This window comes from Bradyrhizobium sp. SZCCHNRI1029, assembly GCF_032487555.1.
Classification (GTDB): domain Bacteria; phylum Pseudomonadota; class Alphaproteobacteria; order Rhizobiales; family Xanthobacteraceae; genus Bradyrhizobium.
Genome location: NZ_JAUEUK010000001.1, coordinates 398,732 through 415,146 on the forward strand (window position 1 = coordinate 398,732; position 16,415 = coordinate 415,146).

The 16,415-nt window shown below is 64.8% G+C and carries 13 protein-coding genes; 7 read left to right on the top strand and 6 right to left on the bottom strand.

What is annotated here, in order from left to right; all coding sequences use genetic code 11:
• Positions 1 to 271: 271 nt before the first annotated feature.
• Positions 272 to 823: a CreA family protein gene (locus tag QW861_RS01880; RefSeq protein ID WP_315826939.1), complete on the bottom strand. Its 552-nt coding sequence runs from the start codon at positions 821 to 823 to the stop codon at positions 272 to 274.
• Between the two features lie 226 nt (positions 824 to 1,049).
• Here QW861_RS01880 and QW861_RS01885 point away from each other — a divergent pair, with 226 nt between their 5' ends.
• The 4 genes from QW861_RS01885 (at position 1,050) to QW861_RS01900 (ending at position 5,240) form a co-directional block, all read left to right on the top strand.
• Positions 1,050 to 2,792 (top strand): L,D-transpeptidase, encoded by a 1,743-nt coding sequence (locus QW861_RS01885; protein ID WP_315749987.1) that lies wholly within the window; start codon positions 1,050 to 1,052, stop codon positions 2,790 to 2,792.
• Positions 2,793 to 2,947: 155 nt separating this feature from the next.
• Entirely contained in the window at positions 2,948 to 3,523 is a 576-nt protein-coding gene (locus QW861_RS01890) for a glutathione peroxidase (protein WP_315712337.1), read from the top strand.
• A gap of 159 nt (positions 3,524 to 3,682) precedes the next feature.
• The gene (locus QW861_RS01895) at positions 3,683 to 4,645 is read left to right on the top strand and encodes a polysaccharide deacetylase family protein (RefSeq protein ID WP_315712338.1); all 963 of its coding nucleotides are present in this window, start codon (positions 3,683 to 3,685) and stop codon (positions 4,643 to 4,645) included.
• 19 nt (positions 4,646 to 4,664) lie between these two features.
• The gene (locus QW861_RS01900; RefSeq protein WP_316192642.1) at positions 4,665 to 5,240 is read left to right on the top strand and encodes a dihydrofolate reductase; all 576 of its coding nucleotides are present in this window, start codon (positions 4,665 to 4,667) and stop codon (positions 5,238 to 5,240) included.
• Between the two features lie 8 nt (positions 5,241 to 5,248).
• Here QW861_RS01900 and QW861_RS01905 read toward each other — a convergent pair whose 3' ends face one another.
• Positions 5,249 to 5,704: a DoxX family protein gene (locus tag QW861_RS01905; RefSeq protein WP_316192644.1), complete on the bottom strand. Its 456-nt coding sequence runs from the start codon at positions 5,702 to 5,704 to the stop codon at positions 5,249 to 5,251.
• A gap of 148 nt (positions 5,705 to 5,852) precedes the next feature.
• On the bottom strand, positions 5,853 to 8,165 hold the full coding sequence (locus QW861_RS01910; RefSeq protein ID WP_315749983.1) for an NADP-dependent malic enzyme: 2,313 nt from the start codon (positions 8,163 to 8,165) through the stop codon (positions 5,853 to 5,855).
• A 240-nt stretch (positions 8,166 to 8,405) separates the two neighbouring features.
• Here QW861_RS01910 and QW861_RS01915 point away from each other — a divergent pair, with 240 nt between their 5' ends.
• Both QW861_RS01915 and QW861_RS01920 read left to right on the top strand, forming a co-directional pair.
• A complete protein-coding gene (locus QW861_RS01915) occupies positions 8,406 to 10,382 on the top strand; it encodes a hypothetical protein (protein WP_315749982.1) in 1,977 nt (658 codons plus the stop codon).
• A 1,399-nt stretch (positions 10,383 to 11,781) separates the two neighbouring features.
• On the top strand, positions 11,782 to 12,408 hold the full coding sequence (locus QW861_RS01920) for a LysE family translocator (protein WP_315749981.1): 627 nt from the start codon (positions 11,782 to 11,784) through the stop codon (positions 12,406 to 12,408).
• Positions 12,409 to 12,519: 111 nt separating this feature from the next.
• Here the strand turns inward: QW861_RS01920 and QW861_RS01925 are convergent, their stop codons facing one another.
• The 3 genes from QW861_RS01925 to QW861_RS01935 form a co-directional block, all read right to left on the bottom strand.
• The gene (locus QW861_RS01925; protein WP_315749980.1) at positions 12,520 to 12,981 is read right to left on the bottom strand and encodes a hypothetical protein; all 462 of its coding nucleotides are present in this window, start codon (positions 12,979 to 12,981) and stop codon (positions 12,520 to 12,522) included.
• Between the two features lie 145 nt (positions 12,982 to 13,126).
• The gene (locus tag QW861_RS01930; RefSeq protein ID WP_315712348.1) at positions 13,127 to 13,339 is read right to left on the bottom strand and encodes a hypothetical protein; all 213 of its coding nucleotides are present in this window, start codon (positions 13,337 to 13,339) and stop codon (positions 13,127 to 13,129) included.
• Between the two features lie 203 nt (positions 13,340 to 13,542).
• A complete protein-coding gene (locus QW861_RS01935; protein WP_315712350.1) occupies positions 13,543 to 15,099 on the bottom strand; it encodes an ABC transporter substrate-binding protein in 1,557 nt (518 codons plus the stop codon).
• Between the two features lie 577 nt (positions 15,100 to 15,676).
• Here QW861_RS01935 and QW861_RS01940 point away from each other — a divergent pair.
• Complete coding sequence (locus tag QW861_RS01940; RefSeq protein WP_315712351.1) at positions 15,677 to 16,264, top strand: cytochrome b; 588 nt, start codon at positions 15,677 to 15,679, stop codon at positions 16,262 to 16,264.
• Positions 16,265 to 16,415 lie beyond the last annotated feature (151 nt).

The following is a 16,415-nucleotide window of genomic DNA, read 5'->3' on the forward strand; positions in this document are numbered from 1 at the left end:
AACCTCCCAGATCGCTACGGCGACCCAGCAGCGCGGCGCGTTGGGGGACGACGTTGCTCCCTCAGGGTCACCATGGACAGGCGCTTGCACACACCCAAGCCGAAGGTATCTCGCCGCAGCTCGCTGGCTACGCCGATGGCGCAGCAGCGAACCGAGGGCAATGCCGGCTCGACGCCACAGAGCCTGGTCCGGCTGATCGGCTGCCACGATCCTGCCAAGCACAAATTGCCCAGCGAGGTTTTCGGCAGCCGATCGTCCCTTGGCAGGTCCCTTATTGAATGAAATCACCGCACTTCTGGACTGCGCCGTCATCGGATTTGCCCCAAGGCATGATCGGGACGGAGGAGGTCGAGTTCTTCGGTGAGCCCTCGATCAGCCTGTCCGAGTAAACCATGTAGACCAACACGTTGCGCTTGGCGTCGCAGCCACGAACGATCTGCATCTTCTTGAAGAACAGCGACCGCCGCTGCCGGAACATGTCGTCGGCCTGTTCGAGCTTGCGCTTGAACCTGATCGGGCCGATCTGCCGGCATGCGAGCGAGATGTCGGAGACCTCCTCGGCCAGGCCCAGCCAACCGACATAGCCGCCCTTCTGCGGCACCGTGAAGTGGCAGGCAACGCCCTCGACCTCTGGATCATCAACGCCATAGGTCGCGAGCTTGTCATTCGGGCTGAGCAATTTGAACACGGTCGACCGACGGAAGATCAGATCCGGCTCGTCCGCGGCGTATGCTGAGATCACAGGCGAGGACAATCCGATAAGCAGCAGGCAAGCGAGGGTTTTCAGCCACAGATCAAACCGTTTGGTGGCTCTGAACGACATGTCGGTCTCCGTTATACCGCCGATGCTCGGCATACCGCCCATGTAGGGACACAAATGCCTGCAAGGAAGGCGCTCCAGCCCGTGACCTTCCACTACCCGTTTAACGGGATGTGAGGCTTTTCTGCTACGATTGGAACGAAATCACGCAGGGCAGAAGCCCCAAGCTGGTGAACGCAGACTCCGTCTGCGACACTAAAGACCAGATGGTTCTTGAGGATTTGCCGGAATGCTCTGCGTTCGTGCAGCCGCCAGGGGGCGGTTCTATTGTGCAGCAATCGTTTCAGTTCCGCTTGCCATAGCAGCGACCTCACAGGCTGACGCAGCGTCATATTACTACTGGAACGACGCTCAGCCCGTCACCATTGCTCCGACCATACGCCCGGCCATGCCGCGCAAGCCCAAGGCGCGCCACCTCGACAAGCTGACAAAGACCGAGAAGGAGGCTGCCAAGCCGCAAGGACCGGTCACGATCGCGGTGTCGATCAACAAGCAGCAGCTCAAGGTCTACGACGCAAACGGTCTGTTCGCGGAAGCACCGGTCTCGACCGGCATGAAGGGACATTCCACGCCGTTGGGCGTGTTCAGCGTCATTCAGAAGCAGAAATTCCATCGCTCCAACATCTATAGCGGCGCCCCGATGCCGTTCATGCAGCGCATCACCTGGTCGGGCGTCGCGCTCCATGCGGGCGTGCTGCCCGGCTACCCAGCCTCGCATGGCTGCATCCGCATGCCGGCAAGCTTTGCAACCCGCTTCTATGGCTGGACGCGCATGGGATCCCGGGTCCTGGTCACGCCGAGCGAAGTGGCTCCTGCGAGTTTCTCGCATCCGATGCTCGCTGCCCTGAAGGCACCGCAGCCGAGCGCATCGGTGCAACCCGACGCGACTGCGCCGGCAGCGATCAAGTCGGACAAGGGCGCCGCCGTCACCACCGCGATCACAGTCGCGACGACGGATCTGCGCGCCACGATCGGTCATGCCGAGAGCCCGCGCTCCGGCGAAGGATCGCCCGCCGCGTCGCGCCAGGTGCGGACCGCCGATGCCAGCAACGCCAACGGACTCCCTCCGATGGTCTCGGACGCTTCCCCAAGCGCCGAACCATCGCGCTCGCTCCCGATGGAGGTTCAAAGCGATACTGCCGATCTGAAGCCCAGTGTCGCCGAGATCAAGATTGAGCCCGCGACCGCCGACGCAGAGGCAAGGTCTGCCCCCGGCGACGTGGCTCCGGCGAGCGAGCCCACGAATGTTGCGCAGGTGGCCGCTCCGGCTCTCGAGAAGCCGGCTGAGGCATCGGCGAATGCCGAAGCCACCGGTTCGACCGAACTCAAGCCTGCTGAATCCAAGTCGGTAGAGTCCAAGCCTGCCGACGCCCCGATCGCGGAGCAGCCTGCGTCGCCGCCCACACCGGCGGCAGAGGCACCGGCGAAGCCGGTCGATCCCAACGATCTCGCCAGGGATCAGTCGCGTGTTGCCGCACCGGACAAGCCGATTGCGCCCAAGCCCGAATTGAAGCGCAACAGCCAGATCGCGATCTTCATCAGCCGCAAGGATTCGAAGCTGTACGTGCGGCAGAACTTCGCTCCGGTGTTCAACACCCCGATCACCATCGCACCGGGCGACAAGCCGCTCGGCACCCACGTGTTCACCGCGACGGCTGACAAGGCCGATCCGGCGACGATGCGCTGGTCCGTCGTCTCGCTGCCCTCCTCGGCGCGGAGCACCGCGGCGAACGATGGCACTGCCAGGGCGGTCCGGCGGGGTAAGAAGTCCGCGGGCGCCGATGCCGAGCCGAAACAGGTTGTTCAGCTGAGCAGCGCGGCCGAGGCGCTCGATCGCATCACCATTCCCGCCGATGTCATGGCGTGGCTCGGCGAAGCCCTGTCGACCGGAAGTTCGCTGATCGTGTCCGATCAAGGCATCAATCAGGGCGAAACCGGCGAGGGCACCGAGTTCATCCTTTCGCTGCGCTGACGACCGACGACGTCCCTCTTTCCGCCCCACGGCAGGGGTATCCCCGTGCCGGAACGCAGTCTGATCCAGCGCAACGTGGCGGCCGTTGAAGCAGCGGCCGGTCGAGCGCGGGCACATTCATGCTGACGGGGCTGGCTCTGCTCAGGGAGATTCACATGATCGATCGCAGGATGGTTGTTCTCGGCATTGGCGCCTCGTTGTCGGGTGCGACGCTCACGTCGCAGGCTGCTCGTGCCGACAATGCAGCGAGCAAGATGACCGCCTATCGCTTCTCCTTCCCGGCGCTGGCCGGTGAGCCGATTCGGCTCGCCGATTTCGCGGGCAAACCGGTGCTGGTCGTCAACACGGCCTCCCAGTGCGGCTACACCCCGCAGTACACCGGGCTCCAGAAGCTGTGGAGCGAGTTCCATGAGCGCGGGCTGACGATCATCGCCGTGCCGTCCAACGACTTCAACCAGGAGCCTGGGATCGCCGGCGACATCGCCGAGCAGGCCAACAAAGACTATGGCGTGACCTTCCCGATGACCGCAAAAGCGGTGGTCACCGGTTCCAACGCCCACCCATTCTACCGCTGGGCCGCCGAGGCGCGGCCCAAGGAGACGCCGCGCTGGAACTTTCACAAATATCTGATCGGCCGTGACGGCTACATCGCCGACGTGTTTGCCTCCTCGGTTGAGCCGACGGATACGCGGGTCAAGACCGCAGTTGCCCGGCTGCTGGCGAACGGCTGAGCAACACTCGGCAGGAATGCGGCGGAAGCTGGCAACTTCCCCGTGTTTTTGCCTTGTTTCCTTTTGGCGCCACTCCGGCTGCTGGGCTAATATCCCGGCCGGATGACGGAGCGACTCTCGACGCTGGCGCTCCCGTTGCAACAACCCCGAGGAAACACGATGCGGATTGCAGCAGGATTGGTGTTCGCAAGCTCTTTGGCGGCTTCGCTGTTGACGTCTGGCGCGGCCTGGTCCCAGGCGCAGCGCACGGCGGCGGCGCCGACCCCGGCCGCTGCTGCTCCCGCACCGGCCCCTGTTCCCGCCGTCGCCGCCCAGACGCAGCCGCCGCGCGCGCCCTGCATGAACCCCGATGCGCTCGGCGTCGGCCGCACCGTCGAGATCGATACGACCGGAGGTCCGGGATTCGGCTTCGAGCACTTCAAGGACCTCGACTTCCTGAAGGATCACGAGGTCGTGCTGACCTTCGATGACGGTCCGTGGCCGGAGAACACGCCCAGCGTGCTCAAGGCGCTTGCCGACCAGTGCACCACCGGCATCTTCTTCATCATCGGCAAGCATGCGACCTATTATCCGGAGATCCTGAAGCAGGTCTACAATGCCGGCCATACGGTCGGCACGCACACCTGGTCGCATGCGACGCTGACCAACAAGAAGCTGACCGAGGATCAGCGCAAGGAAGAGATCGAACTCGGCATCAGCGCCGTGAAGTGGGCGCTCGGCGGCAATTCCCCGGCGCCGTTCTTCCGCTTCCCGGCATTGCAGCATCCGCCGGAGATCGTGACCTATCTCGGCACCCGCAACATCGGCATCTTCTCCTGCGATCTCGACTCGTTCGACTTCAAGGCGCGCAATGCCCAGGCGGTGATCGACGTCACCTTCAAGAAGCTCGACAAGCTCGGCAAGGGCATCATCCTGATGCACGACTTCCACAAGCATACCGCCGAGGCCCTGCCCGAGATGCTGCGCCGCCTCAAGGCCGGCGGCTACAAGGTGGTCGCGATGCGCGCCAAGGCGCCGGTGCAGTCGCTGCCGCAATATGACGAGCAGCTCGCCAAGGTCGCGAAGCTTCCGACGGTGAGCCAAAGGCCGGTGTCGAGCGTTGTGACGACAGTGTCCGAATGAGACGGGATTCCTTTCGTCAGTGACCAAGCTTCGTATCGAAGGTTACGTGATCGTGTCGGCCGACGGGATGTTGGCCGACGCGAGCAATGCGATGCCGCCCGCCCTGAAATTTCCCGGCGACGCCGCATTCTTTTCCCAGGCTCTCGATGGCGCCGATCTGATCGTCCACGGCCGCAACTCCTATGAGGACCAGCCGAACTCGCCGAAGCGCCGGCGCATCGTCGTGACCGGGAAGGTGGCGGGACTGGCGCCGGATCCGGAAAAGCCGCTCTCCACCCTTTGGAATCCGGCGGGGGCCTCCTTCGAAGCCGCCTGTGAAGCCGCGGGCGTCAGCTCTGGCACGGTGGCGGTTATCGGCGGTCCCGTCGTGTTCGAGATGTTCATGGACCGCTACGACACCTTCTTCCTGTCAATAGCCCCCCACGTCTCCCTGCCCGGCGGCGCACCGTGCTTTCCCGGCGTCGGTCCCGACCGTTCGCCGCAGCAGGTGCTGACGGCCCACGGCTACACGCCCGCCAATCAGCTGATGCTCGATCCCGCCCACGACGTCAGCGTGACCGCCTGGAAACGCAACGCTGAGAGCTCCCTCTATTAGAGCTCCCTCTAGATGTCTCCATACGCGCTCTGCTCCGGTGCCCTCGGACCCTTGCCATAGCCGAAGATCATGAACAGCGCGCCGATGATCGAGAGGTTCTTCAGCGCGTCGATCAGGGTCTTGGCGTTGTCGGGCGGGGCCTGGTTCCAGAAGTCATGGAAGTAGAAGATGGTCGCGCCGACGAACACGATCATCAGAGCTGCGAAGAAACGCCCGAGAAAGTTGAGCGCGATCATCACGCCGGCGAGCACCTCGAACGCGCCGGCCGCGATCGCCAGGATCTGCGGCATCGGCATCTTGGCAGCGGCCTCGAGCTGCGCCGCATAGGGCGCGAGCATCGTGGGAATCGTGACCTTGGCGGCGATGAGATCGGCGGTGGCGGGAATGCCGAACAGCTTGGTCGCGCCCGTGTAGATGAAGATCACGGCGAACAGAACGCGCCCGAATGTAATGAAACCCGGCATTCTCGCCCTCACGGATCAACTTCAAACGATGTGTCGCCGGCCCACCGGGCCGGATATGTGACGTCGCGAACGCTTTTCAACAATAAAGGCGGGCGGAATACGACCGAAACCGGACGAATTCCGCCACACTTCGATCACGCCAGCAGCGTCACGCGAACAGCGTCGGCTGCGCCCTCCCCGCCCGTTCCTGGGCTTCGACCGCGGCCACCGCTGTCATGTTGAGAATGCCGCGCGCCGTCACCGACGGCGTCAGGATATGCGCCGGCCGCGCCGGACCGATCAGGATCGGCCCCACCGGGACCGCATCCGCCAGCACCTTGATCATCTGATAGGCGACGTTGGCGGCGTCGAGATTCGGCATGATCAGGACGTTGGCCGAGCCTTCGAGATCCGAATGCGGCAAAATCGCCTTGCGCGCGGTCGCCGACAGCGCGGTGTCGCCCTGCATCTCGCCGTCGGCCTCGAGGTCGGGACGATGCTGCTTCAGCAATGCCGTCGCCTGCCGCATCTTGCGCGACGAATCCGTGTCGTAGCCGCCGAAATCCGAGTGCGAGACGAAGGCGATCTTCGGCTTGATGTTGAAACGCGTGACGTGGTTGGCCGCCAGCGAGGCCATCTCTGCGAGTTCCTCGGCCGTGGGATCCGGCCGCACCTGGGTGTCGCCGATGAAATAGGCGCCCTTGCTGGTGATGGTGAGCGCCAGCGCCGCGTAGTCGCTGACCCCCGGCATGAAGCCGATGATCTCACGGACGTGGCGCAGATGGCTCATATAGCGCCCCTCGACGCCGCAGATCATCGCATCCGCCTCACCCCTGACGACAGCGAGCGCCGCAATCACGGTGGCATTCGTGCGCACCACCGTGCGCGCCGCATCCGGCGTCACGCCGCGCCGTCCCGCGACCTCGATATAGCTCTGCACATAGGAGCGGTAGCGCGGATCGTCCTCGGGGTTGATCAGGTCGAAATCACGCCCGGCCTTGATCGACAGGCCGAAGCGCTTGATGCGGGCCTCGACCACGGAAGGACGGCCGACCAGGATCGGCCTCGCCAGCTTCTCCTCCAGTACCACCTGGGTGGCGCGCAACACGCGCTCGTCCTCGCCCTCGGCATAGATCACGCGGACCGGCTGCGTCTTTGCCTTGGCGAACACCGGCTTCATCACCAGGCCGGAGCGGAACGCGAAACGCTCCAGCAGCGCAGTGTACTCGTCGAAATTGGTGATCGGCCGCGTGGCGACGCCGGACTCCATCGCCGCCCTCGCCACCGCCGGCGCAATGCGCAGGATCAGGCGCGGATCGAATGGCGAGGGGATCAACGAGCCCGGACCAAAGCCCTGGGTCTCGCCGGTATCGAAGCCGCGGGACACCGCGTCCGACGGCGGGTCCTGGGCGAGCTGCGCGATCGCATCGACCGCGGCCTGCTTCATCGCCTCGTTGATCGCGGTGGCGCCGACGTCGAGCGCGCCGCGGAAGATGAACGGGAAGCACAGCACGTTGTTGACTTGGTTCGGGAAGTCCGAACGCCCCGTGCAGATCATCGCATCCGGCCGTGCCGCGCGCGCCTCCTCCGGCATGATCTCCGGGTTGGGATTGGCGAGCGCCATGATCAGCGGTTTCTCGGCCATCTGCTTGAGCAGCTCCGGCTTCAGCACGCCGCCGGCGGACAGCCCGAGGAAGATGTCCGCGCCGCCGATCACCTCGGCCAGGGTCCGCTTGTCGGTCTTCTGCGCATAGACCGCCTTCCAGGGATCCATCAGCGTGTTGCGGCCCTCATGGACGACACCGTCGATGTCGCAGACCCAGATGTTCTTGCGCTGCGCGCCCATCGACACCAGCAGGTTGAGGCAGGCGATGGCAGCGGCGCCCGCGCCGGAGGTCACGATCTTGACCTCGGAGAGCTGCTTGCCCGCCAGGGACAGCGCATTCTTGATCGCAGCGCCGACGATGATCGCGGTGCCGTGCTGGTCGTCATGGAAGACCGGGATCTTCATGCGCTCCTTGAGCCGCGCCTCGATCTCGAAGCATTCCGGTCCCTTGATGTCCTCGAGGTTGATGCCGCCGAAGGTCGGCTCCAGCGCCGCGACCGTCTCGACCACCCGGTCGATCGTGTCGGCCGCAATCTCGATGTCGAACACGTCGATCCCGGCGAATTTCTTGAACAGGACCGCCTTACCCTCCATCACCGGCTTGGAGGCCAGCGGGCCAATATTACCGAGCCCGAGCACGGCGGTCCCGTTGGAGACGACGGCCACCAGGTTGGCCCGCGCGGTCAGTGAGGCGGCCTCGGCCGGGTTGCCGGCGATCTCGGTGCACGCAGCGGCAACGCCGGGAGAATAGGCCAGCGCCAGGTCGCGCTGGTTGGCGAGCGGCTTGGTGGCCTGGATCTCCAGCTTGCCGGGCCGCGGCAGGCGGTGATAGGCCAGGGCTGCGGAACGAAGATCTTCAGAATAGGACGACGACATACGTGCTCCAGCGTTTCCGACCCGGATTTTTGGTCTCTTGAGTCTCGGTCAGACGTCGGTTTTTCCGGCCGGTGGAAGCGCATGTGATGCACGTTGGGCGGCTTTCATGCAACATCCGAAACCATGCTCGCCGGCATCCCGGGCCAGCGATTCCCCAGTTCGCAGAAGCACATCCCTACTCCATCGATTTCATTGAGACCATCACCACTTGCTGCCTAAGCCTTGGGCGGAGCACATCAAATGACCCGTATCCTGATTGGAATTGTCACGGCGGTCGCGCTGGCCGTCGCCGGCTTCGTCGGCGTGCCCTGGTACGCCCAGGGCCGCGCCGAGCGCGAGGTCGAGGCAAGCTTTGCCCAGATCCGACAGAGCGGCGCCACGGCGACCCACGGCAAGGTCGCCTTCGACCTGTGGAGCCGCAAGTTGACCATCGCCGACGTCAAGCTCGAATCGGCCGCCCAGCCGCCGGCCAGCGTCACGCTCGGCACCATCACGGCGACCGGGCTGAGCCAGCCTGATTCCGGGCATGTCACGGCCGCCAGCATCGAGATCAGCGACATCGCCATGGCCGGCCAGATCCCCGGCCCCTCGCCGCTCCGTCTGAACTACAAGCTGCCGCAACTGGTGGTGAAGGATTACGCCGGCCCCGCGCGGCTCGCCGCGATCCCGGCCGGTGCGGGTGCACTCGAGACCACCCGCGCGCTTGCCCAACAGCTCGCCACCATCAGCGCCACCTCGGCCACGGTGCCGCGGGTCACCGGCACGATGGAAGGCGGCCCCTCGGTCGGGCCGACCGAGTTCGGCTATTCCGGGCTGGTGGTGGACGACATCAAGGACGGCCGCATCGGCAACTACAAGATCCAGGAGGTCACCTTCAGCACGGCGGCGCAACCGCCGAACGGCAAGGTCGAGACGGTGCGCGGCCGCATGCTCGACATCGTGACCAAGGACATCGACGTCAACGCCATCGTCGCCCTGCTCGCGCCCGAGTCCGCCAATGACGATCGTGTCGTCCGCCTGAGCGGCGTCGCCGGGGCTGGCCTCTACGAGATCACGTCCGATCTCGGCATGCGCATGCGCATCGACAGCCTGACGATGGACGAGTTCGGCGTGCGGCCGTCGCGCATCCAGCTTCCGGCGCTGGTTGCCGCCCTGACGCCGACCTCGCCGCGAACGAGCGCCATGACGCCCGACCTCATCGACAAGGTCGCCAGCATCTATGATGGCGTCCTGTTCAAGAACGTCGAGGTCAAAGGCCTGGCGGTCGAGACGCCCGACGGCCCGGTCAAGGTCGCGCTGACGCGATTCGACCTCGACGACGGCAAGGGCGACGTCGCGTTCGAGGGCTTCGACGGACGGACCCCGAACGGGCCGGTCAAGCTCGGCCGCTTCGCGGTCAAGCGCTTCGACATGGGCGGTATGCTGCGCCAGACCGCCAAATTCGCCGTGCCCGGCGCCAAGCCCGGTGCGGCCGAAGCCATGGCGCTGTTCAAGCTGATCGGCGGCATCGAGCTGAAGGGGCTGACGACCTCCTACAAGGCGAGCACCAAGCCGGTGCAGATCGACAATTTCAGCCTCGACTGGGGCCAGTTCGTCGGTCCCATCCCGACCCAGGCGCACCTGGTGGCCAAGATGGCCGGTCCGCTGGATGCGTCCAATCCGGCGCTGCTGCCGCTCCTCATCGCCGGCATCGACACCGCCGCATTCGACGCCGATCTCGGCCTCGGCTGGACCGAGAGCTCGGGCGCGTTCGCGCTTCAACCCTTCAAGCTCGAGGTCAGCAACCTCATCGCGGCCTCCGCCAATGTCTCGCTGTCGCAGGTGCCGCGCGACGTCTTCACCATCGACCTGCAGCAGGCGACTACCGCGGCGGCGCAGATCGAAGCCAGCGGACTGGAATTGACCTTGCACGATCTCGGCGCGGTCGACCTGCTCGTCGCCAACTACGCGCGCGGTCATGCGATCACGCGCGATGCCGCGCGCAAGGCGCTGGTCGACAGCATCAAGGCGATCGGCGCCCAGGTCGCGGCCGACAACATCGATGTCGCCGGTGCGGTCGACGCCATCGGCCGTTTCGTCCAGACCCCGCGCCAGACCCTCACGCTGAAGCTCTCGCCGCGCGCCAAGGTCCCGGCCCTGCAGCTCGCCCAGCTCATCGCGATCGACCCGCCGAGCGCGCTGGCGCAATTCAAGATCGAGGCGCAGACCGCGCCGTGATGTCTTTCCTGATCTAGGGAGAGAGAGAGGAGTCCGCACTCCTCTCCTCCGTCATTCCGGGGCGCGCACAGCGCGAGCCCGGAATCCATACTCCCGACAATGATTCGCGAAGGAGTCGACGGAGCAGGCATCTCGATCCTTCTCGCACGGTCGTGGTTATGGATTCCGGGCTCGCGCTGTGCGCGCCCCGGAATGACTCGCGGAGGGAGCGTGCTCGTAACCGCCGATGCTGCGCAATGGGACTCGCGCTACGCCATCCATGAACACGGCAAGTCCCGTTCACCCCAAGACGCGCGTCCTCAAGCCCGCGGCGCGATCGCCCGAGTTTGTCCGGTCGTTCGGCCCTCTCATCCGAAGAGGGCGCAGGGAATGCCGGGTGCTGGCCGCAACCCATGGCCCGCCTGCGAAAAAAATGCAGGCGGCAGGTACCACAGGTGCTGCCGATCATCCGGCATTCCCTGCGCGATGGGCTTTTCGGCTGCTTCGCGCTCTCCTCGGGGACCGGCTTGTTTGCCCCCGTCATCCGCGCGATGCCCGAAGGCATCGACGCGAACTTGACACCAGCATCGGGGTGTCAGGACCACGCGACTTGACCGTCTGCACCGTGCCGTTCGTCGACGCGCACTATCAGCACGTTGCGAACACGGTGCAGCCACCGCCTCCCCGCCTCACGCCTCGTGACGACCGCGAACCGTCCCTCTTCATCGAGGCGGGATGGCCGGAAATGTGAAGGTGATTTGCCCGACGGTGCAAGGGGCAAAGCTGCGGCAAACTAACACGACGGGCAATTAGCGCATGGCGGAGTTGCTGGGATTGCCTGTCGGGCAGAGTGCAACGTAGCTACTGCGATCATGTAAGAACCGTGAGAGATGTCGACGCGTATCGCAAGATGTAGGGCTTATGGGCCGGCCTCCCCGCCGGATGCCGTGATCCAAAGAACGCAACATAACAATCGTAGCCGCCGATCTCTTCCTCCAGCCAACAGTGCACGACGACGCCATATTCCGGGACACCATCCTCGACACCATCATAACGGACCGCCGTTCCCGGCAACAGATATCTGTCAGGAGTAGATTGATTGCTGGACATGCGAACTTGTTCTTCCCCAATGCTGTCGTCCAGGCGAACCCGGCCGGGCTTGCACCAAACGGGCTCCATACTCACGGGATTTGGTTGGAGGGCGCGCACACGTCGCTCAAACCTTTCCTCACAAACCCGCTGAGGTGATGGGTCCTGGGTCGGCGCCGCACCGCGCTGTCGCACGGCACGGCTTGCACAGGACGACAGCGGAGGCAGGCCCCTACAGCCGTCTCTCGAAAAACGCCGCCCCCTGTCTGAGTCCGCTTTGCCACGTCCGAAGGATTGCCCTACACATCTCCTCACCCAACAAAGAAATCCGATGCCCGACGTCCCGACCTTCCTTCTATTCCTCTCCGCCGCCCTCGTCATCGCGCTCACGCCCGGCCCCGGTATCTTCTACATCGTGGCGCGCACGCTGGCCGGCGGGCGAAGCGAGGGACTGGCCTCTAGCGTCGGCCTCGGGCTCGGTGGCCTCGTGCACGTGGTCGCCGGTGCGCTCGGGCTGTCGGCGCTGGTGATGGCGAGCGCGGAGGCGTTCACGGTGCTGAAGATCGCGGGCGCGTTCTATCTGATCTGGCTCGGCATGAAGACGTGGCGGGAGGCTCGGGCCGCCCAGCCGGCCGACGTGACGACGACAGGCAGCCGGCGCGCGTTTCGCGAGGGCATCATCGTCGAGGCGCTCAATCCGAAGACGGCGGCGTTCTTCCTCGCCTTCATCCCGCAATTCGTCGATCCCGCCGGCGACGTCGCCGCGCAGTTCGTCGTGCTTGGGCTGATCTCGGTGACGCTCAACACCAGCGTCGACCTGGTCGTGACGTTCTGGGCCGCCAAGGCGCGGCATCGTCTCGCCCGGCGGCCAAGCCTCGTGACGCGGATGCGGCAGGCGTCTGGCGCCGTCATGTGCAGCCTTGGCGGCGCGCTGTTGTTGGCGCGGCGCACGAGCTGACGACCAGACTGGCGCCAAGTCGTCACGTTCATACGCACATTTGCGCGGCGTGCCGGCAGCGCCATGCCGGCGCACACGAGCCGATGCTGCTTTGCGACCACCCCCGCTGAGCTAGTCGCGATAGCGGCAGAACTCGTCGCCATTTTCGTATTCGTAGCAGATCTTGACGCGCCGGTAGGGCCGTTCGCTATCGAAACTGCGCGCGCGACGATCCATATCGTCATCATCGCGTTGCATTCGCGCGTTTCGACCCGTGGTGCGATGGTCCATGTCCTGGTCCATCATGCGGCCCATGCGGTGCTGGCGCATCCGATCCATGTCCATGCGATCCATGCCCATGCGGTCGTCATCGCGCTGTTGTGTCGTCCAGTCGCGGTTCACCCGCGTGTCTTCGGCCCTCTGGCGCTCGCGTTCACGGGCCTGGTCCGACTGCTGGGGCGTGCGTTCCGGCTGCACGGGAACGGCCTGGGTCTGGCTGGTTCCCGGCGTGCTGTCGGCCTGCTGGGCCCACGCGCCTGCGGAGAGGAGACAAGAGGATAGTAACACGACGGTCGCTGCTGCTGGAACGCGCATGGTTCATCCTCCAAGGGAATGCTGTCTAACCGCGCGGGTCAGCGTTGGTTCAAACGACATCGCCTGTTTTGGTGCTGCGCCGCACAGATGACAGCCGGACGCAGAAGCGAGCTGGGCCGGGGCGGCCGCGGGCCGCTCTCTGGCGTCAGCCCGAGATCAGGTCGTGGTTGATTCCACGCCGGCGCCAATATCGCGCACGCAGCCGCGGTGCGATCTGCCACGAGACAATGGCTGACAGCACCACGCTCAGGGCAATCATGACCGGCATTGCGAGCATCGCGTGATTGCTGAGCGGCGTGAGAAGAATCGTCAGAACTCCCGCACCGAACAGCACGGCCTGAACCATCATGAAGACCATCGCCGAAATCTGTGTTCGCATGGACATTGCGGTCGCTCACGGTTGTTGCGCCTGCAAGTCAATGAAGCATCCGTCGAACAGTTCCGGCATGATCTCGAGGCCGGATCCGTGCCGCCCGGCCGCCCGCAAGCCGGCCGGGGGACGTTGTTTGCACTGCGGCGTTGACGGGGGGACGACAAGTTCGGCTGCGTCCCCCCCGCCCGTCATTCCAGCTCGATCGCCTGGTAGGTGCCGGTCTCGTCGAGTGCGGTGCCCCAGATCTTGTGCGAGGCCTGGTGCTCGGCGCGTCCGAACGACAGCTTGCTGCCAAGGCCGAGGTCGATGCTCTGCATCGACTCCAGCGTGTCGACCAGCCGCTCGGTCTCGAGCGGCGTCGTCTGCTTCAGGGCCTGGATCAGGATGCTTGCCGAGATGAAGCCTTCGAGCGAGGTGTAATCCGGCGCTTCGCCGGGGAAGTACTTTTCCAGCGCGGTCTTGTAGTCGAGCACCAAGCTCGAATAGCCGGCGACCGAGGGAACGCCCTGCGTGACGATGACGCCGTTGGTGTATTTCGAGCCGAGCAGCTTCAGCTCGGCCGCGAGCGACGACGATCCGACCGCCGAGATGTTGGCATAGATCAGCCCTGGAACCGCCTCGTGGGTCTTCTCGATGAATTTCGCCGCCGCGCGGTCGGTCGCGATCATGATCACGGCCTTGATCGGCGGCTTGGTCTGCGCCTTCAGCTTGCCGACGGCCTCGTCGACGTCGAGCGTACCGCGCGGGAAACCATAGCGGATGATCGGATCGGTGATGCCGTTCGCGCGGAACGCCTTGGCGACACCGTTGGCGCCGTCGTCGCCATAGGCGTCGTTCTGCGCGAATACGGCGATCTGCTTCGCCGGAATGCGCTTGACCTTCATCAGATAGCGCACGATCGCGGCGGTCTCTTCGGCGTAGCTCGCACGATAGTTGAAGACGTAGCGGTCGGGCGGATCGCGGCGGACGACGGCGGAGCCGCTGTAGGGCGCAAAGAACAGCGCCCGGCGCTCCAGCGCGTAGGGAATCGCCACCGCGTTGTTGGCAGTGCCCATGTTGCCGATATAGCCGAACACCTGATCCTTCTCGTACAGCTGTGTCATGGCGCCGAGCGTCCGCGTGGGATCATAGCCATCGTCGGCAGCGATCAGCCTCAGCTTGCGGCCGTTGATGCCACCGGCATCATTGGCGCGGGCGAACGCGGTCTCGATGCCGAGTTTCATCTGGCGCGCGGACTCCTTGCGGACTCCGGAGAACGGGATGACGGTGCCGAACCGGATCTCGGTGTCGCTGACGCCGTGCGGAAGCGGAGGCGGCAGGTTGGCCGTGGGCTGCGTCGACGCGGCCGCGGTCGACGGCGCCAGCGCGAAGGACAGCGAGGGAGCCGCCGACTGCTGCTGGCTGAGTGACCGCTCAAGCTCTGCCAACTGGCGCTCTGCGGTCTGACAGTTCACCTGCGAGGACGCGACCCGGCCGCGACCCTCGGCGATATAGCTGTTGAAGGTGCGGATGAGCCCATCGCGCTCGCCGCCATTCGAAGAGCCCTGGCGGATCACTTCGCTGAATTGATCGATGATGGTCTGGACGCGCCCCTGGGCGATCTCACGGCACGTCGCGGCCTGGCCGACGACCGGTCCGACGCGGGCGGCGAGATCACGAACGACATCGGGGGAAATCGGGACAGCAGAGGCGGCAGGGACGAAGAGGCAAGTTCCGAGCAGGAGCGCACACCAGCGAACGGTCATTTTGAACTATCCGTCTTCTTGTGATTGGTTGGCTATGTTCACTACATGAGTCAGACAGGCTTCCTATTAAGGACAGGTTGCATGACACCGCAACCGCCATTCGACTGATCGGTGCCGCCTGGAACTCATAGCGGCCCACACCGCTCGATCGCGTTACGCGCCGCGTCGCGCAAGGTGCCGAACTAACAAGCGGCACGAACGATTAGTTCTCAGAATCAACGGTTTGCCGTAGGGGCACGATGACCGCTCTGGCCGGCCGCTCGACCACGTCAGCGCGATGCTCCCGATCGTCCGGCGCTGCCTGGACGCGACCGGAGACCCGGATGAAGTTGTTCGCAGTCTTAACCAGCATTAACGCGAGAACATCAAATGCAGAGCGACGCCTTTAAGGCCGGGTCATCTTGCGCCGCAGTCTCGAGTCACCGGCGACGACATGCCGCAGCTCAGCATCCGATAACGACGAGGTGAGACTGAATTGACGGGAGAAGCGTTCTGACCCGCCGGCCCATCGCTGGCTCGCTGCCGATTTTGGCGATAGCAGCAGATCGCAGCTCATAACAGTGGGAAGAGGTTCGTGATGCCATGGAAGAATACGACGATGGAGTTCGGTGCGATCGCCAAGCTCTTCCACTGGACCGGCGCCGCGGCCTTCATCGCGGCCTATGCCGTCGTGTACTATGTCATCTGGTTCATGGACGACACTTCCCCGGACGCCTTGCCCGTGCTCAACGTCCATTGGGTGCTGGGCATGATCGTCGGCCTGTCCGTCCTGCCTCGCCTGCTGTGGCGGCTCGTCAACGTCCAGCCCGATCAGCCGCATGCATCAGATGCCGAGGCGTGGCTCGCGCACGCCGCGCATTGGGGATTGTACGTGCTGCTGATCCTGATGCCGCTGACCGGCTATATCGGCACCGATGCCGCCACCGACTTCGGAGCGTTCGCGCTGCCGAACTTCCGTGAGACGGCGCTATTCGGCTGGATCGAGACGCGCTGGGGGATCACCTGGGAGGCGTTCGAGCCGCCGGTCGACGCAATCCACCATGTCGTCGGCAAATGGATCGCGTGGATCGTGGTGGCCCTTCACGTCGCGGCCGCGCTGTTTCATCACGTCGTCCGCCGCGACGGCGTCCTGACACGGATGCTGCCGGGCCGTTCGGCCGCGTGAACGATGCGCGACCCGTGACGACCGCTCTGCGATCCCCACACGATCGTCATTGCGAGGAGCCGCAGGCGACGAAGCAATCCAGGGTCCTCGTGCCACCCTGGATTGCTTCGCTGCGCTCGCAATGACCAAGATTCGAGCATCAACCTCAGTC